General features: G+C 56.0%; 25 protein-coding genes. 17 read left to right on the top strand and 8 right to left on the bottom strand.

The window, feature by feature from the left end:
- The first annotated feature begins 7 nt into the window (after positions 1-7).
- The 13 genes from rseP (at position 8) to tilS (ending at position 17,166) form a co-directional block, all read left to right on the top strand.
- A complete protein-coding gene (gene rseP / locus NWP14_RS23760; RefSeq protein ID WP_331834610.1) occupies positions 8-1,363 on the top strand; it encodes a sigma E protease regulator RseP in 1,356 nt (451 codons plus the stop codon).
- Positions 1,364-1,394: 31 nt separating this feature from the next.
- Complete coding sequence (bamA, locus tag NWP14_RS23755; protein ID WP_095103640.1) at positions 1,395-3,824, top strand: outer membrane protein assembly factor BamA; 2,430 nt, start codon at positions 1,395-1,397, stop codon at positions 3,822-3,824.
- Between the two features lie 123 nt (positions 3,825-3,947).
- Positions 3,948-4,433 (top strand): molecular chaperone Skp, encoded by a 486-nt coding sequence (skp, locus tag NWP14_RS23750; protein ID WP_095103634.1) that lies wholly within the window; start codon positions 3,948-3,950, stop codon positions 4,431-4,433.
- A 3-nt stretch (positions 4,434-4,436) separates the two neighbouring features.
- Positions 4,437-5,462, top strand: a complete 1,026-nt coding sequence (gene lpxD, locus NWP14_RS23745; RefSeq protein WP_095103633.1) for a UDP-3-O-(3-hydroxymyristoyl)glucosamine N-acyltransferase — start codon at positions 4,437-4,439, stop codon at positions 5,460-5,462.
- A 151-nt stretch (positions 5,463-5,613) separates the two neighbouring features.
- Positions 5,614-6,069, top strand: a complete 456-nt coding sequence (fabZ, locus tag NWP14_RS23740) for a 3-hydroxyacyl-ACP dehydratase FabZ (RefSeq protein ID WP_004145858.1) — start codon at positions 5,614-5,616, stop codon at positions 6,067-6,069.
- 3 nt (positions 6,070-6,072) lie between these two features.
- Positions 6,073-6,861, top strand: coding sequence for an acyl-ACP--UDP-N-acetylglucosamine O-acyltransferase (gene lpxA, locus NWP14_RS23735; RefSeq protein ID WP_095103632.1), 789 nt, complete (start codon positions 6,073-6,075; stop codon positions 6,859-6,861).
- Positions 6,861-8,009, top strand: coding sequence for a lipid-A-disaccharide synthase (lpxB, locus tag NWP14_RS23730; protein ID WP_375216097.1), 1,149 nt, complete (start codon positions 6,861-6,863; stop codon positions 8,007-8,009). The genes lpxA and lpxB overlap by 1 nt, the downstream gene beginning before the upstream one ends.
- Positions 8,006-8,602, top strand: a complete 597-nt coding sequence (rnhB, locus tag NWP14_RS23725) for a ribonuclease HII (RefSeq protein ID WP_095103629.1) — start codon at positions 8,006-8,008, stop codon at positions 8,600-8,602. The genes lpxB and rnhB overlap by 4 nt, the downstream gene beginning before the upstream one ends.
- 34 nt (positions 8,603-8,636) lie before the next feature.
- Positions 8,637-12,119 (top strand): DNA polymerase III subunit alpha, encoded by a 3,483-nt coding sequence (dnaE, locus tag NWP14_RS23720; RefSeq protein ID WP_095103627.1) that lies wholly within the window; start codon positions 8,637-8,639, stop codon positions 12,117-12,119.
- Between the two features lie 12 nt (positions 12,120-12,131).
- The gene (gene accA / locus NWP14_RS23715; protein WP_095103626.1) at positions 12,132-13,091 is read left to right on the top strand and encodes an acetyl-CoA carboxylase carboxyl transferase subunit alpha; all 960 of its coding nucleotides are present in this window, start codon (positions 12,132-12,134) and stop codon (positions 13,089-13,091) included.
- Between the two features lie 113 nt (positions 13,092-13,204).
- On the top strand, positions 13,205-15,343 hold the full coding sequence (locus tag NWP14_RS23710) for a lysine decarboxylase LdcC (protein WP_095103625.1): 2,139 nt from the start codon (positions 13,205-13,207) through the stop codon (positions 15,341-15,343).
- A gap of 62 nt (positions 15,344-15,405) precedes the next feature.
- On the top strand, positions 15,406-15,795 hold the full coding sequence (locus tag NWP14_RS23705; protein WP_095103624.1) for a VOC family protein: 390 nt from the start codon (positions 15,406-15,408) through the stop codon (positions 15,793-15,795).
- A gap of 63 nt (positions 15,796-15,858) precedes the next feature.
- Complete coding sequence (gene tilS, locus NWP14_RS23700; RefSeq protein ID WP_375216164.1) at positions 15,859-17,166, top strand: tRNA lysidine(34) synthetase TilS; 1,308 nt, start codon at positions 15,859-15,861, stop codon at positions 17,164-17,166.
- Between the two features lie 15 nt (positions 17,167-17,181).
- Here the strand turns inward: tilS and rof are convergent, their stop codons facing one another.
- Both rof and NWP14_RS23690 read right to left on the bottom strand, forming a co-directional pair.
- A complete protein-coding gene (rof, locus tag NWP14_RS23695) occupies positions 17,182-17,442 on the bottom strand; it encodes a Rho-binding antiterminator (protein WP_095103622.1) in 261 nt (86 codons plus the stop codon).
- Positions 17,429-17,629, bottom strand: coding sequence for a YaeP family protein (locus NWP14_RS23690; protein ID WP_041144146.1), 201 nt, complete (start codon positions 17,627-17,629; stop codon positions 17,429-17,431). Before NWP14_RS23690 ends, rof begins: the two co-directional genes overlap by 14 nt.
- 196 nt (positions 17,630-17,825) lie before the next feature.
- Between NWP14_RS23690 and NWP14_RS23685 the strand changes: the two genes are divergently transcribed.
- Genes NWP14_RS23685 through nlpE form a run of 3 tightly spaced genes read left to right on the top strand, consistent with a single transcriptional unit; the run spans position 17,826 to position 19,522 of the window.
- Positions 17,826-18,371: a YaeQ family protein gene (locus NWP14_RS23685; protein ID WP_095103621.1), complete on the top strand. Its 546-nt coding sequence runs from the start codon at positions 17,826-17,828 to the stop codon at positions 18,369-18,371.
- Positions 18,368-18,781, top strand: coding sequence for an alternative ribosome rescue aminoacyl-tRNA hydrolase ArfB (arfB, locus tag NWP14_RS23680; RefSeq protein ID WP_095103620.1), 414 nt, complete (start codon positions 18,368-18,370; stop codon positions 18,779-18,781). The genes NWP14_RS23685 and arfB overlap by 4 nt, the downstream gene beginning before the upstream one ends.
- 42 nt (positions 18,782-18,823) lie before the next feature.
- The gene (gene nlpE / locus NWP14_RS23675; protein ID WP_375216096.1) at positions 18,824-19,522 is read left to right on the top strand and encodes an envelope stress response activation lipoprotein NlpE; all 699 of its coding nucleotides are present in this window, start codon (positions 18,824-18,826) and stop codon (positions 19,520-19,522) included.
- A gap of 63 nt (positions 19,523-19,585) precedes the next feature.
- Here nlpE and proS read toward each other — a convergent pair whose 3' ends face one another.
- The 6 genes from proS to metN form a co-directional block, all read right to left on the bottom strand.
- Positions 19,586-21,304 carry a proline--tRNA ligase gene (gene proS / locus NWP14_RS23670; protein WP_315300030.1) on the bottom strand — a complete coding sequence of 573 codons (1,719 nt, stop codon included), beginning with the start codon at positions 21,302-21,304 and terminating at the stop codon, positions 19,586-19,588.
- Positions 21,305-21,416: 112 nt separating this feature from the next.
- Positions 21,417-22,124 (bottom strand): tRNA (N6-threonylcarbamoyladenosine(37)-N6)-methyltransferase TrmO, encoded by a 708-nt coding sequence (gene tsaA, locus NWP14_RS23665; protein WP_095103616.1) that lies wholly within the window; start codon positions 22,122-22,124, stop codon positions 21,417-21,419.
- The gene (gene rcsF / locus NWP14_RS23660; protein ID WP_095103614.1) at positions 22,121-22,528 is read right to left on the bottom strand and encodes an Rcs stress response system protein RcsF; all 408 of its coding nucleotides are present in this window, start codon (positions 22,526-22,528) and stop codon (positions 22,121-22,123) included. Before rcsF ends, tsaA begins: the two co-directional genes overlap by 4 nt.
- A 108-nt stretch (positions 22,529-22,636) precedes the next feature.
- Positions 22,637-23,452, bottom strand: a complete 816-nt coding sequence (locus tag NWP14_RS23655; protein WP_095103613.1) for a MetQ/NlpA family lipoprotein — start codon at positions 23,450-23,452, stop codon at positions 22,637-22,639.
- Positions 23,453-23,537: 85 nt separating this feature from the next.
- Positions 23,538-24,191: a methionine ABC transporter permease MetI gene (locus NWP14_RS23650; protein WP_041144154.1), complete on the bottom strand. Its 654-nt coding sequence runs from the start codon at positions 24,189-24,191 to the stop codon at positions 23,538-23,540.
- A complete protein-coding gene (gene metN / locus NWP14_RS23645; protein WP_095103612.1) occupies positions 24,184-25,215 on the bottom strand; it encodes a methionine ABC transporter ATP-binding protein MetN in 1,032 nt (343 codons plus the stop codon). Before metN ends, NWP14_RS23650 begins: the two co-directional genes overlap by 8 nt.
- Before the next feature lie 188 nt (positions 25,216-25,403).
- Between metN and gmhB the strand changes: the two genes are divergently transcribed.
- Positions 25,404-25,970: a D-glycero-beta-D-manno-heptose 1,7-bisphosphate 7-phosphatase gene (gene gmhB / locus NWP14_RS23640; protein WP_095103611.1), complete on the top strand. Its 567-nt coding sequence runs from the start codon at positions 25,404-25,406 to the stop codon at positions 25,968-25,970.
- Positions 25,971-26,254: the final 284 nt, after the last annotated feature.

Raw genomic sequence — 26,254 nt, 5'->3', positions numbered from 1 at the left:
AGGTTTTATGCTAAGCGTTCTCTGGAATTTGGCCGCCTTTATCATTGCGCTGGGCGTATTGATCACCGTGCATGAATTTGGCCATTTCTGGGTGGCTCGTCGCTGCGGCGTTCGCGTTGAACGCTTCTCCATCGGCTTTGGCAAAGCGCTATGGCGGCGCTTTGACAAGCAGGGGACGGAATTCGTTATCGCCCTTATCCCACTCGGCGGTTACGTCAAGATGCTCGACGAACGCGTCGAGCCGGTGGCGCCTGAGATTCGCCACTGCGCTTTCAATAACAAAACCGTCGGTCAGCGCGCCGCGATAATCGCCGCGGGACCGATCGCGAACTTTATTTTTGCCATTTTTGCCTACTGGCTGGTGTTTATCATCGGCGTCCCTGGCGTTCGTCCGGTTGTTGGCGAAATAGTACCCGATTCGATTGCCGCACACGCACAAATTGCAAAAGGAACGGAACTTAAAGCGATAGATGGCATCGAAACGCCTGATTGGGATGCTGTGCGTATGGCGCTGGTAACGAAGATTGGAGACCAGCAAACAATAGTTTCGGTCGCCCCTTTCGGGACAAGCCAACGCCAGGATAAAATCCTCGATTTACGCCACTGGGCGTTCGAGCCGGACAAGCAGGATCCGGTGACATCGCTGGGCATTCAGCCCCGGAGCGCGCAGGTTGATACCGCTCTGGCAGAAGTACAATCGAATTCGGCAGCGCAGAAGGCGGGTTTGCAAGCGGGCGACAGGATCGTTAAAGTCGATGGTCAACCGTTAACGCAGTGGATGACGTTTGTTAATCTGGTGCGTGATAATCCCGGTAAGGCGCTGGTTCTGGACATCGAACGACAGGGGAGTCCTCTGTCCGTGACGCTGACACCAGATTCGAAGTCCGGTAGTAAAGGTCAGGCTGAGGGATTTGCAGGGGTTGTGCCTAAGGTCATCCCGCTGCCCGATGAATATAAGACAGTTCGTCAGTACGGGCCGTTTGCCGCCATCGCTGAAGCCACGGATAAAACCTGGCAACTGATGTCGTTAACGGTCAGGATGCTGGGTAAATTGATAACCGGTGATGTCAAACTGAACAACCTCAGCGGGCCGATCTCTATCGCCCAGGGGGCTGGAATGTCAGCGGAGTTTGGGTTGATTTACTATCTGATGTTCCTTGCGCTGATAAGCGTGAACCTCGGGATAATCAACCTGTTCCCGCTTCCCGTCCTGGACGGGGGGCACCTGCTGTTTTTAGCGATTGAAAAGCTAAAAGGCGGGCCGGTATCCGAGCGAGTTCAAGACTTTAGTTATCGCATTGGCTCAATACTGCTGGTGTTGTTAATGGGGCTTGCACTTTTCAATGATTTCTCTCGGTTGTAAGAGAGTTTGTTAGGAAGAACGCATAATAACGATGGCGATGAAAAAGTTGCTCATAGCGTCGCTGCTGTTTAGCAGCGCAACCGTATACGGTGCTGAAGGGTTCGTGGTGAAGGACATTCATTTCGAAGGCTTGCAGCGTGTCGCTGTTGGTGCGGCCCTCCTCAGTATGCCAGTGCGTCCTGGCGATACGGTGACCGATGATGATATCAGTAACACCATTCGTGCTCTGTTTGCCACCGGCAACTTTGAGGACGTTCGCGTCCTGCGCGATGGTGATACCCTGCTGGTGCAGGTGAAAGAGCGCCCAACGATTGCCAGCATCACTTTCTCCGGTAACAAGTCGGTGAAGGATGACATGCTCAAGCAAAACCTTGAGGCATCCGGCGTACGCGTTGGGGAGTCCCTTGACCGCACGACGCTCGCTGATATCGAGAAAGGGCTGGAAGATTTCTACTATAGCGTCGGTAAGTACAGCGCCAGCGTAAAAGCTGTCGTCACGCCGCTGCCGCGTAACCGCGTCGACCTGAAGCTGGTGTTCCAGGAAGGCGTCTCGGCGAAAATCCAGCAGATCAACATTGTCGGTAACCATGCATTCAGCACCGATGAACTGATTTCAACCTTCCAGCTGCGCGACGAAGTGCCGTGGTGGAACGTGGTCGGCGATCGCAAATACCAGAAGCAGAAACTGGCAGGGGATCTCGAAACTCTGCGCAGCTACTACCTGGATCGCGGCTACGCGCGTTTCAACATCGACTCCACCCAGGTGAGCCTGACGCCGGATAAAAAAGGCATCTACATCACCGTGAACATTACCGAAGGCGATCAGTACAAGCTGTCGGGTGTGCAGGTGACGGGCGATCTGGCGGGGCACTCGGCGGAAATCGAAGCGCTGACCAAAGTCGAGCCGGGCGAGCTGTATAACGGCGCCAAAGTGACCAAAATGGAGAATGACATTAAGAAACTCCTCGGTCGCTACGGTTACGCCTATCCGCGCGTTCAGTCGCAGCCGGAAATCAACGATTCCGACAAGACCGTGAAGCTGCACGTCAACGTCGATGCGGGGAACCGTTACTACGTCCGTAAAATTCGCTTTGAAGGCAACGACACCTCTAAAGATTCCGTTCTGCGTCGCGAAATGCGCCAGATGGAAGGAGCGTGGCTGGGCAGCGACCTGGTTGACCAGGGTAAAGATCGTCTGAACCGTTTAGGCTATTTCGAAACCGTTGATACCGATACGCAGCGCGTTCCGGGCAGCCCGGACCAGGTAGACGTGGTCTATAAGGTCAAAGAGCGTAACACCGGCAGCTTCAACTTTGGTATCGGCTACGGTACTGAAAGCGGCGTGAGCTTCCAGGCGGGCGTTCAGCAGGACAACTGGTTGGGTACCGGCTATTCCGTCGGAATTAGCGGCACCAAAAACGATTACCAGACCTATACTGAACTGTCGGTCACTAACCCGTATTTCACCGTTGATGGCGTCAGCCTCGGTGGTCGTCTCTTCTATAACGACTTCGATGCAAGCGATGCGGATCTGTCCGACTATACCAATAAAAGCTATGGTTCGGACGTGACGCTGGGCTTCCCGGTTAATGAATACAACACGTTGCGAGCGGGGCTGGGGTATGTACATAACTCCTTGTCCAGCATGAAGCCGCAGGTAGCAATGTGGCGTTATCTGAACTCTCTGGGGCAGTACCCAAGTACGACGAACGATAGCAACGGCTTTAGCGCTAACGACTTCACTTTCAACTACGGTTGGACGTACAACAAGCTGGACCGTGGTTTCTTCCCGACGGAAGGTTCGCGCGTTAACCTGAATGGTAAAGTGACCATTCCGGGCTCAGATAACGAATATTACAAAGCCACGCTGGATACGGCGACCTACGTGCCGATCGATGACGATCACAAGTGGGTGGTTCTGGGACGTACCCGCTTTGGCTACGGCGATGGCCTGGGCGGCAAAGAGATGCCGTTCTACGAGAACTTCTACGCCGGTGGTTCAAGCACCGTGCGCGGGTTCCAGTCGAACACCATTGGTCCGAAAGCGGTCTATTTCCCGGCCAGCAGCCGTCATGATGATGACAGCGGCTACACTAACGACTGTAAGAGCACCGCATCCGCGCCATGCGAATCTGATGATGCAGTGGGCGGTAACGCCATGGCGGTCGCCAGCCTGGAGATGATTACGCCGACGCCGTTTATCAGCGATAAGTATGCTAACTCGGTCCGTACCTCCTTCTTCTGGGATATGGGTACCGTGTGGGATACGCACTGGGATTCGAGCGCGTACGGTGGCTATCCGGATTATGGCGATCCGAGCAACATCCGTATGTCCGCAGGTATTGCGGTACAGTGGATGTCGCCGTTGGGGCCGTTGGTATTCTCCTACGCCCAACCGTTTAAAAAGTACGAGGGAGACAAGGCCGAGCAGTTCCAGTTTAACATTGGTAAAACCTGGTAACTGTAGGGCGACAAAGGAATGTAAGTGCAGTATCGCGCTGACTTTAGGCGATAACCTCGGTTGTCGCCTGGCCACGCAAATAACGGTACCCCTGGGTACTCATGGGATGGTAAGGAGTTAATTGTGAAAAAGTGGTTATTAGCTGCAGGTCTGGGTTTAGCAATGGTAACTTCCGCGCAGGCGGCAGATAAAATTGCAATGGTAAACATGAACAGCCTGTTCCAACAGGTTGCCCAGAAAACAGGCGTTTCTAATACGCTGGAAAACGAGTTCAAAGGCCGCGCGAGCGAGCTGCAGCGTATGGAAGGTGACCTGCAGTCTAAAATGCAGCGTCTGCAGTCCATGAAGCCGGGCGCCGACCGTACCAAGCTGGAAAAAGACGTAATGGCTCAGCGCCAGACTTTCTCTCAGAAGGCGCAGTCTTTTGAGCAGGATCGTGCACGTCGTTCTAACGAAGAACGTGGCAAGCTGGTTACCCGTATCCAGACCGCTGTGAAAAGCGTAGCGAACAGCCAGAGCATCGATCTGGTCGTAGATTCTAATGCCGTTGCATACAACAGCAGCGATGTAAAAGACATCACCGCTGATGTGCTGAAACAGGTTAACTAAGTAATGCCTTCAATTCGACTGGCTGATCTTGCGCAGCAGTTGGATGCAGAATTACACGGTGATGGCGATATCGTCATCACCGGCGTTGCATCCATGCAGACTGCAAAAGCGGGCCATATTACGTTCATGGTAAATCCTAAATACCGTGATCACCTGGCCGCTTGCCAGGCTTCTGCCGTTGTCATGACGCAGGATGATTTACCTTTTGCCCACGGCGCCGCGCTGGTAGTGCGTAATCCCTACCTGACCTACGCGCGCATGGCTCAAATACTTGATACCACGCCGCAGCCGGCGCAGAATGTCGCGCCCAGCGCGGTCATCGATGCCACGGCGAAGCTGGGTAATAACGTAGCGATCGGCCCTAACGCCGTTATCGAATCCGACGTAGAGCTCGGCGATAACGTGGTTATCGGCGCCGGATGCTTCGTTGGTAAAAAGACCAAAATTGGCGCAGGCTCGCGTTTATGGGCCAACGTCACCGTTTATCACGAGATTGAGATCGGCGAAAATTGCCTGATCCAGTCCGGCACCGTGATTGGTGCAGACGGTTTCGGTTACGCCAACGATCGCGGTAACTGGGTGAAGATCCCGCAGCTAGGTCGCGTCATTATCGGCGATCGCGTGGAGATCGGCGCCTGTACCACTATCGACCGCGGTGCGCTGGATGACACCTCGATCGGCAATGGCGTCATTATCGACAACCAGTGCCAGATTGCGCACAACGTCGTGATTGGCGACAATACCGCCGTTGCTGGCGGCGTGATCATGGCGGGTAGCCTGAAAATCGGCCGCTACTGTATGATTGGCGGCGCCAGCGTTATCAACGGTCATATGGAAATCTGCGACAAAGTTACCGTCACGGGGATGGGGATGGTTATGCGTCCTATTACAGAACCTGGCGTGTACTCTTCAGGTATCCCGCTGCAACCGAATAAGGTTTGGCGTAAAACAGCCGCGCTGGTGATGAATATTGATGATATAAGCAAGCGCCTCAAAGCAGTTGAGCGCAAGGTTAATCAGCAAGATTAGCGCACCCAGCCAGACGCGAAATCATGCCACGTAGCTGATAAAGCGGCCGCCTGGCGGATAGCGCGTTAAAATTTTCGGCCTGTTGCATTCATAAGATTGCCGCAGGCCGTGTTATTATTGCCTTTTAGTATATTTAGACAGGAAGAGTATTTTGACTACTGACACTCATACTCTGCACATTGAAGAGATTCTGGAACTTCTGCCTCACCGTTACCCGTTCCTGCTGGTAGACCGCGTGCTGGATTTTGAAGAAGGTCGTTTTCTGCGCGCAGTAAAAAATGTTTCTGTTAACGAGCCGTTTTTCCAGGGGCATTTCCCTGGTAAACCGATTTTACCCGGCGTATTGATTCTGGAAGCCATGGCGCAGGCCACCGGCATTCTGGCATTCAAAAGCGTGGGCAAGCTCGAGCCGGGCGAACTGTACTATTTTGCCGGGATTGATGAAGCGCGTTTCAAACGTCCGGTAGTGCCAGGCGATCAGATGATTATGGAAGTCACTTTTGAGAAAACCCGCCGCGGCCTGACCCGTTTTAAAGGCGTCGCGCTGGTGGACGGAAAAGTGGTTTGCGAAGCAACGATGATGTGTGCGCGTAGCCGGGAGGCCTGATACGTGATTGATAAAACCGCCTTTATTCATCCTTCAGCCATTGTGGAAGATGGCGCCGTGATCGGTGCTAACGCCCACATTGGTCCGTTTTGTATTGTTGGTGCTAACGTCGAGATTGGCGAAGGTACCGTACTGAAATCTCATGTTGTGGTTAACGGTCATACTACGATTGGCCGCGATAATGAGATCTATCAGTTCGCTTCCATCGGCGAAGTTAACCAGGATCTGAAATATGCTGGTGAACCGACTCGCGTGGAAATTGGCGATCGCAACCGCATCCGCGAAAGCGTCACCATTCATCGCGGTACAGTACAGGGCGGTGGATTAACGAAGGTGGGCAGCGATAACCTGCTGATGATCAACGCCCACGTGGCGCATGATTGTACGGTCGGTGACCGCTGTATTCTGGCCAATAACGCGACCCTTGCCGGGCACGTCTCGCTGGATGATTACGTTATCATCGGCGGTATGACCGCAGTGCATCAGTTCTGCATCATCGGTGCCCACGTGATGGTTGGCGGCTGCTCCGGCGTTGCGCAGGACGTACCGCCGTTCGTTATTGCCCAGGGCAACCACGCGACGCCGTACGGCGTCAATATCGAAGGGCTGAAACGCCGCGGCTTCAGCCGCGAAGCGATCACCGCAATTCGTAACGCCTATAAGCTGCTGTACCGCAGCGGCAAAACGCTGGACGAAGCCAAGCCGGAAATCGCCGAGCTGGCGGTTCAGTATCCTGAAGTTCAGCCGTTTTCCGACTTCTTTGCCCGCTCAACCCGCGGCCTGATTCGTTAATGGCTGCACAGCGTCCCCTGACGATTGCCCTGGTCGCCGGAGAAACCTCCGGCGATATTCTTGGTGCAGGTCTGATCCGCGCGCTTAAGGCCCGTATTCCCGATGCGCGCTTTGTTGGCGTGGCGGGGCCGCTAATGCAGGCAGAGGGCTGCGAAGCCTGGTATGAAATGGAAGAGCTGGCGGTGATGGGCATTGTTGAGGTGCTCGGCCGTTTGCGCCGCCTGCTGCATATTCGCGCCGATCTCACCCGCCGCTTCGGCGAGCTGCGTCCCGATGTTTTTGTCGGCATCGACGCGCCGGACTTCAATATCACCCTTGAAGGCAATCTCAAGAAGCAGGGCATCAGGACGATTCATTACGTCAGCCCATCCGTTTGGGCGTGGCGACAAAAACGTGTTTTCAAAATTGGCAGATCGACCGATCTGGTGCTGGCATTTCTGCCTTTCGAAAAAGCGTTTTACGATAAATTTAACGTTCCCTGCCGTTTTATCGGCCACACTATGGCGGATGCGATGCCGCTGGATCCGGATAAAGGCGCCGCGCGCGATCGTCTGGGCATCGCCCGGGACGCGCACTGCCTGGCGCTGCTGCCGGGGAGCCGCGGGGCAGAGGTTGAAATGCTCAGCGCAGACTTCCTCAAAACCGCGCAGATTTTGCGTGGCCACTATCCCGGCCTGGAAGTATTAGTCCCGCTGGTGAACGCCAAAAGGCGCGAACAGTTTGAACGCATTAAAGCCGAAACGGCGCCGGATCTCCCGGTTCATCTGCTGGATGGTCAGGCGCGTGATGCGATGATTGCCAGCGATGCCGCGCTGCTCGCCTCCGGGACGGCGGCGCTGGAGTGCATGCTGGCCAAGTGCCCGATGGTCGTTGGCTACCGCATGAAGCCGTTTACCTTCTGGCTGGCGAAGCGGCTGGTGAAAACCGATTACGTCTCGCTACCTAACCTGCTGGCCGGGTGCGAGCTGGTTAAAGAGCTGTTGCAGGATGAGTGTCAGCCGCAGCTGCTTGCCGATGCGCTGCGACCGCTGCTGGCTGACGGGAAAACCAGCCATGAAATGCACGACACCTTCCGCGCGCTGCATCAACAAATTCGCTGTAATGCTGATGAGCAGGCGGCGGACGCGGTACTGGAGTTAGTAAAATGATTGAGTTTGTCTATCCGCATACCCACCTCGTTGCCGGCGTTGATGAAGTTGGACGCGGGCCGCTGGTTGGCGCGGTCGTCACCGCGGCGGTGATCCTCGATCCGGCAAAGCCGATTACTGGCCTGAATGATTCCAAAAAATTAAGCGAAAAGCGTCGCCTGGCGCTGTTCGCTGAAATCAAAGAGAAGGCCCTGTCCTGGAGCCTTGGCCGCGCGGAACCGCACGAGATTGACGAGCTGAATATCCTGCACGCAACGATGCTGGCAATGCAGCGTGCGGTCGCCGGTTTACACATTGCGCCGGAGTTCGTGCTGATTGACGGTAACCGCTGTCCGTCGCTGCCGGTTCCCTCGCTGGCGGTTGTTAAAGGCGATAGCCGGGTGGCGGAAATCAGCGCAGCGTCTATTCTGGCTAAAGTCACGCGCGATGCCGAGATGGTTACGCTGGATCTGGAATTTCCTCAATACGGCTTTGCGCAGCATAAAGGCTATCCCACCGCTTTCCATCTGGAAAAGCTGATAGAGCATGGCGCAACAGAGCATCATCGGCGCAGTTTCGGCCCGGTAAAACGCGCGCTGGGCCTTGCGTCCTGAATCAATACGCAATCAAGTAACGCGGAATCTGAAGATGGCTGAACCACGTTTCGTACACCTCAGGGTGCACAGCGACTATTCCATGATCGATGGGCTGGCGAAAACCGGGCCGCTGGTGAAAAAGGCGGCCGCGTTAGGCATGCCGGCGCTGGCGATCACCGATTTTACCAACCTGTGCGGGCTGGTGAAGTTCTACGGAGCGGGACACGGGGCCGGGATCAAACCGATCGTCGGCGCCGATTTTCATGTCCAGAGCGATCTGCTAGGCGATGAGCTGACAGAACTAACCGTACTGGCGGCCGATAACGCCGGCTATCAGAACCTCACCCTGCTGATTTCCCGCGCCTATCAGCGCGGCTACGGCGCTCTCGGGCCGTGGATCGATAGAGACTGGCTGGTTGAGCATCAGGAAGGGCTGATTCTGCTCTCCGGCGCGCGCAAAGGCGACGTCGGCGTCTGCATGACGCGCGGGAATGCGGCGCTGGTTGAACAGTGCGTCGCCTTCTACGAAGAGCATTTCGCCAATCGCTACTATCTTGAACTGATCCGCACCGGTCGGGCGGATGAAGAGACCTATCTGCACGCCGCCGTACAGCTGGCGGAAGAGCGTGGGCTGCCGGTGGTGGCGACGAACGACGTGCGCTTCCTGGAAACCGGCGACTTCGACGCGCATGAAATCCGCGTGGCGATCCATGACGGTTTTACCCTCGACGATCCGAAGCGCCCGCGTAACTATTCGCCGCAGCAGTATATGCGCAGCGAAGATGAGATGTGCGAGCTGTTCTCCGATCTCCCCGAGGCGCTGGAAAATAGCGTAGAAATAGCCAAACGCTGTAACGTCACCGTGCGTCTTGGTGAATACTTCCTGCCGCAGTTCCCGACCGGTGAAATGACGACTGAAGATTTCCTGGTATTGAAATCGAAAGAAGGTCTGGAAGAGCGCCTGGCGTTCCTGTTCCCGGACGAAGCCGAGCGCAAAGAGAAGCGCCCGGAATATGATGAACGTCTGGATATCGAGCTGCAGGTTATCAACCAGATGGGCTTCCCTGGCTACTTCCTGATCGTAATGGAATTTATCCAGTGGTCGAAGGATAACGGCGTGCCGGTCGGCCCAGGCCGCGGCTCCGGCGCCGGCTCGCTGGTTGCGTATGCGCTGAAAATTACCGATCTCGATCCGCTGGAGTTCGATCTGCTGTTCGAACGCTTCCTGAACCCGGAGCGCGTGTCGATGCCCGACTTTGACGTCGACTTCTGTATGGAGAAGCGCGATCAGGTTATCGAACACGTCGCGGACATGTACGGTCGCGATGCGGTATCGCAGATTATTACCTTCGGTACGATGGCGGCGAAAGCGGTTATCCGCGACGTCGGCCGCGTGCTGGGCCATCCGTATGGCTTTGTCGATCGCATCTCAAAGCTGGTCCCGCCGGATCCGGGTATGACCCTGGCGAAAGCGTTTGAAGCCGAACCGCAGCTGCCGGAGATCTACGAAGCTGACGAAGAGGTCAAGGCGCTGATCGATATGGCGCGCAAGCTGGAAGGCGTCACGCGTAACGCCGGCAAGCACGCGGGCGGGGTGGTTATCGCCCCGACCAAAATCACCGATTTTGCCCCGCTATACTGCGATGAGGCCGGGCAGCATCCGGTGACCCAGTTTGATAAGAACGACGTGGAATACGCGGGCCTGGTGAAGTTTGACTTCCTCGGCCTGCGTACGCTGACGATCATCAACTGGGCGCTGGAGATGATCAACAAGCGGCGCGAGAAGAACGGCGAAGAGCCGCTGGATATCGCCGCCATTCCGCTGGAAGATAAGAAAAGCTTTGATATGCTGCAGCGCTCGGAAACCACCGCGGTTTTCCAGCTTGAATCGCGCGGCATGAAAGACCTGATCAAACGTCTGCAGCCGGACTGCTTCGAAGATATGATCGCTCTCGTGGCGCTGTTCCGTCCGGGCCCGCTGCAATCGGGGATGGTTGATAACTTTATCGACCGTAAGCACGGCCGGGAGGAGATTTCCTATCCGGACGTGCAGTGGCAGCATGAGTGTCTGAAACCGGTACTTGAGCCGACCTACGGCATCATCCTGTACCAGGAACAGGTCATGCAGATCGCGCAGGAGCTTTCTGGATATACGCTCGGCGGCGCGGACATGCTGCGTCGTGCGATGGGTAAGAAAAAGCCGGAGGAGATGGCCAAGCAGCGCGGCACCTTCGAGGAAGGGGCAAAGAAAAACGGCGTTGATGGCGAGCTGGCGATGAAAATCTTCGACCTGGTGGAGAAATTCGCCGGTTACGGATTTAACAAATCGCACTCCGCGGCCTATGCGCTGGTTTCCTACCAGACGCTGTGGCTGAAGGCGCACTACCCGGCAGAGTTTATGGCCGCGGTGATGACGGCGGATATGGACAACACCGAGAAGGTTGTCGGGCTGGTGGATGAGTGCTGGCGGATGGGGCTGAAAATCCTGCCGCCGGACATTAACTCCGGCCTGTACCATTTCCACGTTAATGACGATGGCGAAATCGTCTACGGCATCGGGGCAATAAAAGGCGTCGGCGAAGGCCCGATCGAAGCGATTATCGAAGCGCGTAACGAAGGCGGCTATTTCCGCGAGCTCTTCGACCTTTGTGCCCGTACCGATACCAAAAAGCTTAATCGCCGGGTGCTGGAAAAACTGATTATGTCCGGGGCGTTTGACCGCCTCGGGCCGCATCGCGCGGCGCTGATGAATTCGCTGGGCGATGCGCTGAAGGCCGCCGATCAGCACGCTAAAGCCGAGGCCATTGGCCAGGCTGACATGTTCGGCGTGCTGGCGGAAGAGCCGGAGCAAATTGAGCAATCCTATGCTAACTGCCAGCCGTGGCCGGAGCAGGTGGTGCTTGATGGCGAAAGGGAGACCCTGGGGCTGTATCTGACCGGTCACCCGATCAACCAGTATTTGAAAGAGATCGAGCGCTACGTAGGCGGCGTAAGGCTCAAAGACATGCATCCGACCGATCGTGGTAAAGTGACCACGGCGGCGGGGCTCGTTATTGCTGCGCGGGTAATGGTCACCAAGCGCGGCAATCGTATCGGCATCTGTACTCTGGATGACCGTTCCGGGCGTCTGGAGGTGATGTTATTCACCGACGCCCTGGATAAATATCAGCAATTGCTGGAAAAAGACCGCATACTTATCGTCAGCGGACAGGTCAGCTTTGATGACTTCAGCGGGGGGCTTAAAATGACCGCCCGCGAAGTGATGGACATTGACGAAGCCCGGGAAAAATATGCTCGCGGGCTTGCTATCTCGCTGACGGACAGGCAAATTGATGACCAGCTTTTAAACCGACTCCGTCAGTCTCTGGAACCCCACCGTTCGGGAACTATTCCAGTGCACCTCTATTATCAGAGGGCGGATGCGCGCGCGCGGCTGCGCTTCGGCGCAACATGGCGCGTCTCTCCGAGCGATCGTTTACTCAACGATCTGCGTGGCCTTATCGGCTCGGAGCAGGTGGAACTGGAGTTTGACTAATACAGGAATACTATGAGTCTGAATTTCCTTGATTTTGAACAGCCGATTGCAGAGCTGGAAGCGAAAATCGATTCCCTGACTGCAGTAAGCCGTCAGGATGAGAAACTCGATATTAACATCGATGAAGAAGTGCATCGTCTGCGCGAAAAAAGCGTAGAGCTGACGCGTAAAATCTTCGCCGATCTCGGCGCATGGCAGGTTGCTCAGCTGGCACGCCATCCACGTCGCCCATACACCCTGGATTATGTCCGCCTGGCGTTCGACGAGTTTGACGAACTGGCCGGCGACCGCGCTTACGCTGATGATAAAGCTATCGTCGGCGGTATTGCGCGTCTGGACGGGCGTCCGGTGATGATTATCGGCCACCAGAAAGGGCGCGAGACGAAAGAAAAAATTCGTCGCAACTTTGGCATGCCGGCACCGGAAGGCTATCGTAAGGCGCTGCGTCTGATGGAGATGGCTGAGCGCTTTAAAATGCCGATCATCACCTTTATCGACACCCCAGGGGCCTACCCGGGCGTGGGCGCGGAAGAGCGCGGCCAGTCGGAAGCGATTGCCCGTAACCTGCGTGAAATGTCGCGTCTGAGCGTTCCGGTCATCTGTACCGTTATCGGCGAAGGCGGTTCCGGCGGCGCGCTGGCGATTGGCGTCGGCGACAAAGTGAATATGCTGCAGTACAGCACCTATTCCGTTATTTCGCCGGAAGGCTGCGCGTCCATTCTGTGGAAAAGCGCGGACAAAGCCCCGCTGGCGGCTGAAGCTATGGGGATCGTTGCCCCGCGCCTGAAAGAGCTGAAGCTTATCGACTCCATTATTCCGGAGCCGCTGGGCGGCGCGCACCGCAATCCGGAAGCCATCGCCGCAAGCCTGAAAGCGCAGCTGCTGGCCGATCTGGCGGACCTCGATATCCTGAGCAAAGAAGAGCTGTTGAACCGTCGCTATCAGCGTCTGATGAACTACGGCTACGCCTGATTATTCCTTACGTTATGCCGTAAAAAGGGCCGGATTTTCCGGCCCTTTTTTATGTGCGATACGCTGGCGCGATTGCTATGATGCCTGCCTTAGGTTAATTCCAGGAGGAAAGCGTGAATATCATTGCCATCATGGGTCCCCACGGCGTCTATCACAAAGACGAACCGATCAAAGAACTGGAAGTCGCCCTGCAACAGCAAGGCTTTCAGACCATCTGGCCGCAAAATAGCGCCGACCTGCTGCAGTTTATCGAACACAACCCGCGCATTTGCGGCGTCATTTTTGACTGGGATGAGTATAACGTCGATCTGTGTAGCGATATTAATCAGCTCAACGAATATCTGCCGCTGTACGCATTTATCAACGCGCATTCGACGATGGACGTCAGCAGCCAGGATCTGCGCATGACGCTGTGGTTCTTCGAGTATGCTCTCGGCCTGGCGCAGGAGATTGCCACCCGCATCGGCCAGTACACCCGCGAGTATCTGGACAACATCACGCCGCCGTTTACCAAAGCGCTGTTCAACTATGTGCAGGAGGGAAAATATACCTTCTGCACGCCGGGGCATATGGGCGGGAGCGCATACCAGAAAAGCCCGGTCGGCTGCCTGTTTTATGATTTCTTTGGCGGTAATACGCTCAAGGCCGACGTCTCCATTTCCGTGACGGAGCTGGGCTCGCTGCTCGATCACTCCGGCCCGCACCTGGAGGCCGAAGAGTATATCGCCCGCGCCTTTGGGGCGGAACAGAGCTACATGGTGACTAACGGCACCTCAACGTCGAACAAAATTGTCGGCATGTACTCCGCCCCGGCGGGGAGCACGCTGCTTATCGATCGCAACTGCCATAAGTCGCTGGCGCATCTGCTGATGATGAGCGACGTCGTCCCGCTGTGGCTGAAGCCGACGCGTAATGCGCTGGGGATCCTCGGCGGCATCCCGAAGCGTGAATTTACCCGCGACAGCATTCAGCAGAAGGTGAGCACGACGGGCGGGGCGCAGTGGCCGGTACATGCGGTGATCACCAACTCCACCTACGACGGGCTGCTGTACAACACCACCTGGATAAAAGAGACGCTCGACGTGCCCTCTATCCACTTTGACTCCGCGTGGGTGCCCTATACCCATTTCCACCCGATCTATCAGGGGAAGAGCGGAATGAGCGGCGATCGCGTCCCGGGCAAGGTTATCTTTGAGACCCAGTCAACGCACAAGATGCTGGCGGCGCTGTCGCAGGCTTCGCTGATTCATATTAAAGGCAGCTATGACGAAGAGACCTTTAATGAAGCCTTTATGATGCATACCTCTACCTCGCCGAGCTATCCCATCGTCGCCTCGATTGAAACCGCCGCGGCAATGCTGCGCGGGAACTCAGGCAAGCGTCTGATCCAGCGATCGGTAGAGCGGGCGCTGGATTTCCGCAAAGAGGTACAGCGCTTACGCGAAGAGGCGGACGGCTGGTTCTTTGATATCTGGCAGCCGGAAGATATCGCCGAGACCCGATGCTGGCCGGTCGCCGCCGGTGAGGATTGGCACGGTTTTCAGGATGCCGATGACGACCATATGTTCCTCGATCCGGTTAAGGTGACGATCCTGACGCCGGGTATGGATGAGCAGGGCAATATGGATGACGAAGGCATCCCGGCCGCGCTGGTGGCGAAATTCCTCGATGAGCGCGGCGTGGTGGTGGAAAAAACCGGGCCCTACAACCTGCTGTTTCTTTTCAGCATCGGCATCGACAAGACCCGGGCGATGGGCCTGCTGCGCGGCCTGACGGAGTTCAAGCGCGCCTACGATCTTAATCTGCGGGTGAAAAACATGCTCCCGGATCTCTATGCCGAAGACCCGGATTTCTACCGCAATATGCGGATTCAGGATCTGGCCCAGGGGATCCATCGCCTGATCCGTCAGCACCAGCTTTCGCAGCTGATGCTGAGCGCCTTCGATGTCCTGCCGGAAATGAAGATGACGCCGCACCAGGCCTGGCAGCGGCAAATCAAAGGTGAGGTGGAAACCATTGAGCTGGAAAATCTGGTCGGGCGTATATCCGCTAACATGATCCTGCCGTATCCGCCGGGCGTGCCGCTGCTGATGCCCGGGGAGATGATTACCGAGGAGAGCCGGGCGGTGCTCGATTTCCTGCTGATGCTGTGCTCCATCGGGCGCCATTATCCGGGCTTTGAAACCGACATTCACGGAGCGAAGCGCGACGAGGATGGCGTCTATCGGGTACGGGTCTTAAAAAACGATTAGGTGCTTGCGCCGCGGCGGGCGGTGCGGGTAACCTGGCTGATATCAATACGAGGATGTTTACTATGCTGGGTCTAAAACGGGTTCACCATATTGCGATTATTGCGAGCAGCTACGCGCAGAGCAAAGCCTTCTACTGCGATATTCTCGGGTTTACGCTACAGAGCGAGTTCTACCGCGAAGAGCGCGACTCGTGGAAGGGGGATCTGGCGCTGAACGGGGAGTACGTCATTGAACTGTTCTCCTTCCCTTTTCCTCCGTCCCGCCCGTCGCGGCCCGAGGCCTGCGGCCTTCGTCACCTGGCCTTCAGCGTGGATGATATTGACGCGTCGGTGGCCCACCTTGAGGCCCACGGCGTGAAGTGTGAAGCGATACGTATCGATCCCTTCACCGATAAGCGTTTTACCTTCTTTAACGACCCGGACGGCCTGCCGCTGGAAATTTATCAGCAGTAACCCTTGCCAGAGATGGCCCTGGCCGGTAACGTGCCGGGCTATCTCTCCTCAGCCAGCATTATCATGAAGATGACCCCAGATATTGCGCAAAACCTTCAGCCGCACCGCCAGTTTTTAGTGGCCTTCAGCGGTGGCCTCGATTCAACGGTTCTGCTACACCAGCTGGTCTGCTGGCGCGAGCGGGAGCCGACGTTAAGGCTGCGCGCTATCCATATTCATCATGGCCTGAGCGCGAATGCCGACGATTGGGTGGCGCACTGCCAGCAGTTGTGCCAGCAGTGGCAGGTTCCGCTGGTGGTTGAGCGCGTGGTGCTGGCGGATGCCGGCCTGGGGGTCGAGGCGCACGCCAGGCAGGCGCGCTACCAGGCCTTCCGAACGGCGCTTGAGCCGGGGGAGGTTCTGGTGACGGCCCAGCATCTCGACGATCAGTGTGAAACCTTCCTGCTGGCGCTCAAGCGCGGCAGCGGCCCGACCGGGCTGTCGGCGATGGCCGCCTGTTCCGCCTTTGCTGATACCCTGCTGCTGCGCCCGCTACTCAATACCAGTCGGGAAGCGTTACGCCAGTGGGCGCTTCGTCATCAGCTCAGCTGGATTGAAGATGAGAGCAACCAGGACGATGCCTACGATCGCAACTTTCTGCGCTTGCAGATTATTCCTCGACTTAGCGCCCGCTGGCCCCACTTCGCCGAGGCGGTAGCCCGCAGCGCGGACCTCTGCGCTGAACAGGAGAGCCTGCTGGACGAGATGCTGGCAGAAGAGCTGGCGTCGCTGATGGCGGATGACGGAACTTTAGCGATTGAACCTCTGGCTGAAGTGAGCGTCGGGCGCCGCGCCGCTCTGCTGCGCCGCTGGCTGGCGTGGCACAACGCGCCGATGCCATCGCGCGAGATGCCGGAACGGATCTGGCGTGAGGTTGCTCAGGCGCGGGAGGATGCGTTTCCCTGCCTGCGTCTCGGCGATTTTACCGTGCGGCGCTACCGGCAGCGGCTGTGGTGGGTGAAATATCTTCCCGGCCAGGCGGAGGCGGTGCTGTCATGGCCCGATAGCCGGCAGCCGCTGCGGCTGCCGGAGGGGATGGGGGAGCTGGCGCTGCTTGCCGGAGGGCCGCTGCGCGCTCCCCTCGCCGGCGAAGCGGTGACGGTGCGCTTTCGCGCCAGCGGGAATCTGCATATCGTCGGGCGCCACGGCGGGCGCAAGCTGAAGAAAATCTGGCAAGAGCTGGGGGTTGCGCCCTGGCGCCGGGATACCACGCCGCTGCTGTTTTACGGCGAAACGCTAATTGCCGCCGCGGATTTGCTGTTTATAACCCGTGATGGAGAAGCGCAGGATAGCGAGGGCGTACGGCTGGCATGGAGGAAAACGGGCGGCTAAGCCACCCGTTTTTATTCAGGACTCGCTCACCACCACGGTACCAATTTCCGGATGGCTGAAGCTGGCGATGGTATCCAGGCGTAGCTCGCGACTATTTTCGCCAAGTTCCACCACCAGATACTCGATATTTTTGCGCGAGATAAGATCGTTTGCCTTCGCCTGCAGCTGCTCACCATCTTTGAGCGCCAGCGCCAGCACCAGATGATGCTGGCAGGCAAGTTCGAGATTGTCATAATCATCGCAGTTGATGGGTTGATAAGTATCATTCATTGACATAATCGCTCACCAGTAAGTTTGCTGCCGCATAGGCGGCCTTTTCCCTGACTGACTCCGAAAGGGCCTCATCCGCCGCAATTTCATTCAATACTTTCAACACGCAACCCAGCGCATTCGGGATATACCCCAGGTCTCCGCTGGCTATTTCCGCATACCGCTTGCGTATTAACTCACAATATTGGTCCACATGCCCTCCTGTCAGTATTCTGACTCAACCGTGGGATGCAAGTTTAAGCCTACGAAGATAAACTCTGTTTAGCAAGGTGACTATACCATAGTCATTTAAGCAATATCAGCAGGATGAAAAGGGACCCCTCGATTGTCGACAGCCTTTTGTCGCCAGTTTCGCTACAATGTACGCCATTTTTTTCAGGAGTTTTTTCATGGCGCTGAAAGCGACGATTTATAAAGCGACGGTAAATGTAGCCGATTTGGATCGCAACCGGTTTATTGATGCCAGCCTGACGCTGGCGCAGCATCCGTCTGAAACCCAGGAGCGCATGATGCTGCGCCTGCTGGCATGGATTAAATATGCCGATGAGCGGCTGCAGTTTACCCGCGGTCTCTCCTCGGATGACGAGGCCGAGCTGTGGCTGCTCAACGATCATCTGGGCGTCGATCTGTGGATTGAGCTCGGATTACCGGACGACAAGCGGATTAAAAAAGCCTGCTCGCGTTCGCAGGAAGTGGCGTTATTTGCCTACAATAGCCGGGCGGCCGAGGTTTGGTGGCAGCAGAATAAGAGTAAAATGGCGCAGTTCAGCAAACTGACGGTCTGGTATCTGGACGATGCGCAGCTCGCGCAGCTTAGCGCATTTGCCGATCGCACGATGATATTGCAGGCGACAATTCAGGACGGCAGCATCTGGTTATCCGACGCTAAGAATAATCTGGAAATTCATTTAACGGCCTGGCAGCCGTCGGCATGATTACCCTTAGCCGCAGCGTCTCTATTGCGGATGATGAAATCTCCCTCACGGGGATCCGCGCGCAGGGCGCGGGCGGTCAGCACGTGAATAAAGCGTCAACCGCGATCCACCTGCGTTTTGATATTAAGGCTTCAAGCCTGCCTGAGTACTACAAGGAGCGTTTGCTCAGCGCCAGCCACCACTTAATTTCTGCCGACGGTGTGGTTATCATTAAGGCTCAGGAATACCGTAGCCAGGAGATGAATCGCGAAGCCGCGATTGCTCGCCTGATTGCGCTTATAAAAGAATTAACCGTAGCGCAAAAAAGTCGCCGGGAAACGCGGCCGACCCGAGCATCAAAAGAGCGTCGGCTTGCTTCTAAGTCGCAAAAGTCATCGGTCAAAGCGCTGCGTGGGAAAGTTCGTCAGTAGGCGACTCGACGAACGGGTGGCATGGATTATAAGGAATTTACAGTGAAGAAAATCATATTCTCAGTGGCGGCGGCCTGTTCGCTCTTTGCGCTGTTTGGCTGCAATCATCGTGCAGAAGTTGAGACGCTGCAGCCGGCGGCGATGACGGAGCTGAAGCCGATGCAGCAGAGCTGGCGCGGGATATTGCCGTGCGCCGATTGCGAAGGTATCGAAATCTCGCTGTTTCTCGAAAAAGACGGCAGCTGGGTGATGAATGAACGCTATCAGGGCGTGACCCGCGAGCCGTCATCGTTCGCGTCGTACGGTACCTGGGCCCGAACCGCAGATAAGCTGGTATTGACCGATAGCAAAGGGGAGAAATCCTACTATCGGGCGAAAGGGGACAAGCTGGAGATGCTCGATCGCGAAGGCAATCCGATTGAGTCAACGCTGAACTATACCCTCGAGTCGGTGAAAGCCAGCCTGCCGACCACGCCGATGGCGATGCGCGGGATGTATTTCTATATGGCGGATGCGGCGACCTTTACCGATTGCGCCACCGGCAAACGCATTGCGGTTGCCAATAACGCCCAGCTTGAGCGTGATTATGCCGCCGCGCGCGGAACGGAGACGCGTCCGGTGCTGCTGGTGGTGGAAGGGCACTTTACCCTCGAGCCTAATCCTGACAGCGGTGAAATGGTGAAAACGCTGATGGCGGATAAGGACGTGAAATTTATTCCCGGCAAAGATTGCAGCCAGTAAAAGAATCGCTCCGATAAAAAAAGGCCTCGCAGATGCGAGGCCTTTTTGCATTCAGGCGCGGAATTAACCTTTAATGGCGTTAACCAGGTAATTGACGATATCGCCAGTTTTAATCAGCTGTTTTTCACCGACGCGACGATGCTTATATTCGATATCGTCGTTATCGAGGTTGCGGTCGCCCAGCACGATGGTGTGCGGAATACCGATCAGCTCCATATCGGCAAACATCACGCCCGGACGCTCTTTACGGTCGTCCATCAGGACTTCAATACCCTGGGCGCGCAGTTCGCTATACAGCTTCTCAGCCAGCTCCTGCACGCGGTAGGATTTGTGCATGTTCATCGGCAGAATCGCCACCTGGAAAGGCGCGATAGCTTCCGGCCAGATGATGCCGCGATCGTCAAAGTTCTGCTCGATAGCCGCGGCAACCACGCGGGTTACCCCGATGCCGTAACAGCCCATCGTCAGCACCTGGTTGCGGCCATCTTCACCCTGCACCGACGCGTTCAGCGCCTGCGAGTACTTGGTGCCCAGCTGGAAGATGTGGCCGACTTCAATGCCGCGTTTGATCAGCAGCGTACCCTGACCATCCGGGCTCGGGTCACCGGCGACAACGTTACGGATGTCGGCAACTTCCGGGGTGGCGACATCGCGATCCCAGTTGATGCCGAAGTAGTGTTTGCCGTCAACGTTAGCGCCAGCGGCGAAATCGCTCATGACCGCAACGGTACGGTCGATAACGACCGGAACCGGCATGTTGACCGGACCCAGGGAGCCGGGGCCCGCTTTGACGATCGCGCGGATCTCTTCTTCGCTGGCGAAAGTCAGCGGGCTGGCAACCTGCGGCAGTTTCTCAGCTTTGACTTCGTTCAGCTCGTGGTCGCCGCGAACCAGCAGGGCAACCAGAGGATAAGCGCTGCCTTCCACCGCTTTAACCAGCAGCGTTTTCACGGTCTTCTCAACCGGCAGATTGAACTGTTCAACCAGCTCGGCGATGGTTTTTGCGTTCGGCGTATCGACCAGCGTCATTTCCTGAGCGGCGGCAGCGCGCGGCTCTTTCGGCGCAATGGCTTCGGCAAATTCGATATTGGCGGCAAAGTCAGAGCTGTCGGAGAAGATCACGTCATCTTCGCCGCTCTGCGCCAGAACCTGGAACTCGTGCGATGCGCTACCGCCGATTGAGCCGGTGTCAGCCTGCACCGCGCGGAAATCGAGACCCATGCGGGAGAAGATTTTGCTGTAGGCGGCATACATCGCATCGTAGGTTTCCTGCAGCGATTCCTGAGTCGTATGGAAAGAGTAGGCGTCTTTCATCAGGAACTCGCGCGAACGCATCACGCCAAAGCGCGGGCGAACTTCATCGCGGAATTTGGTCTGAATCTGGAAGAAGTTAAGCGGCAGCTGTTTATAAGAGTTCAGCTCGTTGCGGATCAGGTCGGTGATCACCTCTTCATGCGTTGGGCCGAGGACGAACGGACGATCGCCGCGATCGACGAAGCGCAGCAGCTCCGGACCGTATTGCTCCCAGCGTCCGCTCTCCTGCCACAGGTCTGCCGGCTGAACGACCGGCATAGACACCTCGATAGCACCGGCGTTGTTCATCTCTTCACGCACGATGTTTTCGACTTTTTTCAGAACGCGCAGGCCGGTTGGCAGCCAGATGTATAATCCGGAGGCCAGCTTGCGGATCATCCCGGCGCGCAGCATCAGCTGATGGCTGATGACTTCGGCGTCGGCAGGTGTCTCCTTTTGTGTGGAGAGCAGATATTGGCTAGTACGCATGTTGTTACGGTTCCATTTGGACGATCGGAACAGGCTGGAGGGCCAGCCTGAAACAAAAAAAGTGGTTTAGTTTACCAGTGTGGCAAAGATGCCAAAAGAGAGGAAAATAAAATTAGCGTGGTTCCAGAGAAAAGACTTCAAAACCAGACGCAATCACGCGCCAGCGCACGTTAAAATCGAGCAGCCAGACGGCATAAGTTTTTCCTGCTTCTTCCTCTTTACGATAGGCCGGGCGCGGGTCCTGCGCCAGAACTTCGCGAATAAACGCTTTAAGCTGCGGATAGCGTTTTTCCAGCAGCGCAAGCTGCGCGTCTATCTCAGGCGTAAAGCTAACCGTCATTTCAGCCAGCGGTGCCTGCTGGGCGTAGCTGGCGCTGGCATCCGGGAGCGCTTCGGCAAACGGGAGATAGGGTTTGATATCAACGACCGGCGTACCGTCCACCAGGTCGAGGCTGCCGAGCTGGAGTATCACCCGATCTTTCTGGCAGCTAACGCCCTTGAGCTCGACCAGCGACATGCCGATTGGGTTTGGCCGGAAGGTTGAGCGCGTGGCGAAAACGCCCATTCGCGCATTGCCGCCAAGGCGGGGAGGGCGCACGGTAGGCCGCCAGCCGCCGGCCATGGTTTGATGAAAAACAAACAATACCCACAGATGGCTGAAGTTTTCCAGGCCGCGCACGGCGTCGGCCTGGTTATAGGGGGGCAGCAGATGCAGTTCGCCGCCGCCGTTTTTGACCAGACCCGGCTGGCGAGGTACGGCAAATTTTTCTTTATACGGCGAGCGAATAACACCTATCTGCGCAAACTGAAAAGAACTCATTGCGCCGAAACGTTAAGCGCAGAGCCAAGGCAAACGGCCTGGCGATAGCATCCTGGCGTGCCGCTGGTGACTTCGCAGCTGTGCAGCAGGACCGCGTTAGCTTTCATTTTCGCGGCATTAATTTGCAGACGCTTACGCGCGGTAGGGATGTTCGGCGGCGAATCCTGATTTGAGGCCTGGCATGACTCACCGGTGACTTCACCCAGATCGCGGAAAGGCTTGCCGACCAGCGCTGACGCATCGGTATAGATTCTTACCGGTGCCGGGCGCACGGCTTTGGGTTTTGCCGGTTCCGATTTGACAGGTGCCGTTGCCGTGCTTTGTACAGGTTCGACGGGAGATCTGCTTAGCATAGAGCAACCGCTTAACATGAGTGCTAACAAACAGACCGGTAAAGCACGCATAGTATTTCCTCAATGAATAATAAAACAGGGCGCTATTGAATCAGGTGCCTGCATAAATGACAAGACGGGCATAAAGCCCGTCCTGAATGATATTACGGTGAAAAAAGATTACCAGCCTTTCACTGCACCGCCGTTAAAGATTTTATTCGCGGCTTCGTAAACTTCATCGCTCTGGTAAGCCTGAACAAATTTCTTAACATTTTCCGCGTCTTTGTTGTCTTCGCGAGCAACAATCAGGTTTACGTACGGAGAATCTTTATCTTCGACAAAAATACCGTCTTTTGCCGGGGTCAGGCCAATCTGGCTCGCATAGGTGGTATTGATAACCGCCAGGGCAATCTGCGCATCGTCGAGGGAGCGCGGCAGCTGCGGTGCTTCCAGCTCAACAATCTTCAGGTTTTTCGGGTTATCAATAATATCCAGAGCGGTCGGCAGCAGGCCAACGCCTTCTTTCAGCTTGATCAGGCCCGCTTGCTGCAGCAGCAGCAGGGAGCGACCGAGGTTAGTCGGGTCGTTAGGAATGGCAATCTGGGAACCCGGCTGCAGTTCGTCGAGGGTTTTAATTTTCTTGGAGTAGCCGGCAATCGGATAAACAAAGGAGTTACCGACGGCAACCAGCTTGTAGCCACGGTCCTTAATTTGCTGATCGAGGTAAGGTTTGTGCTGGAAGGCGTTAACGTCGATATCGCCTTTGCTCAGCGCTTCGTTCGGCAGAACGTAATCGTTGAAAGTCACCAGCTCAACGTCGAGACCATATTTCTCTTTAGCGACTTTCTGCGCGACTTCAGCAACCTGCTGTTCAGCACCCACAATGACGCCGACTTTAATATGGTTCGGATCTTTTTCATCCTGGCCGCAGCCCACCAGAGCCAGAGAGCCGATCAACGCACCTACTGCCGCAAAGGTTTTAAAATTAAAGGCCATGCTATTTCCTTCCTGTAAGAGTCTGTGTGTACACGCGTCGTTCAGGCTGCGCTGAAGCGCCCTGAACGATGTTGTGTCGATAATGTTATTTGTGAGTCACAGCCCGGACGATACGGTCGCCAGAGAATTGAATTAAATAAACCAGAATAACCAGTAATACCAGCACGGTATTCATTACCGTGGCGTTGTAGCCGATGTAGCCGTACTGATAGCCAATCTGCCCCAGACCACCGGCGCCGACCGCGCCGCCCATGGCGGAATAGCCGACCAGGGTAATGAGCGTAATCGTCGCGGCGTTTACCAGACCCGGCAGCGCTTCAGGCAGCAGGACCTTACGCACGATCTGCATCGGCGTGGCCCCCATCGCGCGGGACGCTTCAATCAGACCCGTTGGGATCTCAAGCAGCGCGTTCTCCACCATGCGGGCGATAAACGGCGCGGCGCCAACCGTTAGCGGCACAATGGCTGCCTGCAGGCCGATGGACGTACCGACAATCACGCGGGTAAATGGAATCATCCACACCAGCAGGATAATAAAAGGTATCGAGCGGAAGATATTAACCAGCGCCGACAGGGTCCGGTAGAGCTTCGCGTTCGCGGCAATCTGTCCTGGGCGGGTGACGTACAGCAGCACGCCCACCGGCAGACCGAGGACAAAACCGAAAAAGCCGGAGACAAAGGTCATTGCCAGCGTTTCCCACACGCCGCGCAACAGCAGCCAGATCATTGCCTCAGACATATCCCAGTACCTCTATTTTTACATGGTTTTCCTGCAGCCAGGCGATTGCCGCCTGGGTATCTTCCTGCGTGCCGTGCATCTCGGTCAGCATAATGCCGAACTTCACGCCGCCGGCGTAATCCATCTGCGCGCTGATAATGTTGTTATTCACATTAAAGCGACGGGCGGTTTCAGAGAGCAGCGGAGCATCGACGGAGTGGCCGGTAAACTCCATGCGTAGCATTGGTACGCTATCCGGGAGTGCGGTTGGCTTGAGGCGCGCCTGATAGTCATCCGGAATATCCAGATGCAGCGTTGATTGAATAAACTGCTGTGCCAGCGGGGTTTTCGGATGAGAGAAGACTTCGCTCACCGTATCCTGCTCGATTAGCTGCCCGTTGCTGATGACCGCGACGCAATCACAGATGCGTTTGACGACGTCCATTTCGTGAGTGATCAGCAGAATCGTCAGGCCGAGGCGGCGGTTGATATCCTTCAGCAGCTCCAGAATGGAGCGGGTGGTCGCCGGATCAAGGGCGCTGGTGGCTTCGTCACACAGCAGAACCTTCGGGTTACTGGCCAGAGCGCGGGCAATCGCCACGCGCTGCTTCTGTCCGCCCGAGAGGTTAGCCGGGTAGCTATCATGCTTATCGGCCAGGCCGACAAGATCCAGCAGCTCGGTCACGCGGCGTTTAATTTCCGCCTGCGGGGTATTGTCGAGCTCGAGAGGGAGCGCCACGTTGCCGAAAACGGTACGCGAAGACAGCAGGTTAAAGTGCTGGAAAATCATGCCAATCTGGCGGCGCGCGCGGGTCAGTTCCTTTTCAGAAAGCGCGGTAAGCTCCTGCCCTCCAACCTGTACGCTGCCCTGAGAGGGGCGCTCAAGCAGGTTTACGCAACGAATCAGCGTACTCTTACCGGCGCCGGATGCGCCGATAACGCCATAAATCTGCCCGGCAGGAACATGCAGGCTAACGTCGTTCAGCGCCTGTATGGTGTGGTTCCCCTGCTGGAACACTTTGGTGATATTCGAAAGTTTAATCATCAGTTATTTATTATCGTTTAGCCGTTTGCCGTGGCATTTTCTTCTGCCGTGTCCAGGCGATGCCTGTCAATGAAATGGATGTTAAGGCATCCAGACGTCTAAATCAATCTGACTCTGTATAATGAGCACTTTCTTGCATCAGGAAACATGCGATACTAATCAGACTAGCCTTTATCAGGAGTAAACCGGTGGCAAAGTCAGTACCCGCAATTTTTCTCGACCGTGATGGCACTATTAATGTCGATCACGGCTATGTCCACGAAATCGATAATTTTGAGTTTATCGATGGCGTAATTGACGCGATGCGTCAATTAAAGGAGATGGGCTTCGCGCTGGTGGTGGTCACCAACCAGTCCGGTATCGCTCGCGGTAAGTTTAGCGAAGCGCAGTTTGAAACGCTGACCGAATGGATGGACTGGTCGCTGGCCGACCGCGGCGTCGATCTGGACGGTATCTACTATTGTCCGCATCACCCGCAGGGCACCGTTGAAGAATACCGTCAGACCTGTGATTGCCGTAAGCCGCATCCGGGGATGCTCATCTCCGCGCGTGACTACCTTAATATAGATATGGCCGCTTCTTATATGGTAGGCGATAAAGTTGAAGATATGCAGGCAGCTCTGGCGGCGGATATTGGCACGAAAGTGCTGGTGCGTACCGGCAAGCCGGTCACGGCGGATGCGGAAAATGCCGCTGACTGGGTGCTTAATAGCCTGGCAGACCTGCCGGCAGCCATCAAAAAGCAGCAAAAATAAGCGTTGCGTATAAAAGATGAGCGGTTGAAATAAAATTGTATTTTTCCGCTTGTCATTCCCGGCGGGCTCCCTATAATGCGCCTCCATCGACACGGCGGATGTGAATCACTTCACACCAGATGGCCGGTTCGGTTGAAGAGAAAAGAATCCTGAAATTAAGGGTTGACTCTGAAAGAGGAAAGCGTAATATACGCCACCTCGCAACGCTGAGCGAAAGCCGCGTTGCACTGCTCTTTAACAATTTATCAGACAATCTGTGTGGGCACTCAAAGTGACATGGATTC

The sequence above is a fragment of the Klebsiella sp. C349492 genome, from assembly GCF_042055345.1.
GTDB lineage: Bacteria > Pseudomonadota > Gammaproteobacteria > Enterobacterales > Enterobacteriaceae > Klebsiella > Klebsiella scottii.
The sequence above is the reverse complement of the archived record's forward strand: the minus strand, read 5'-3'. Positions and strand labels throughout refer to the sequence as shown.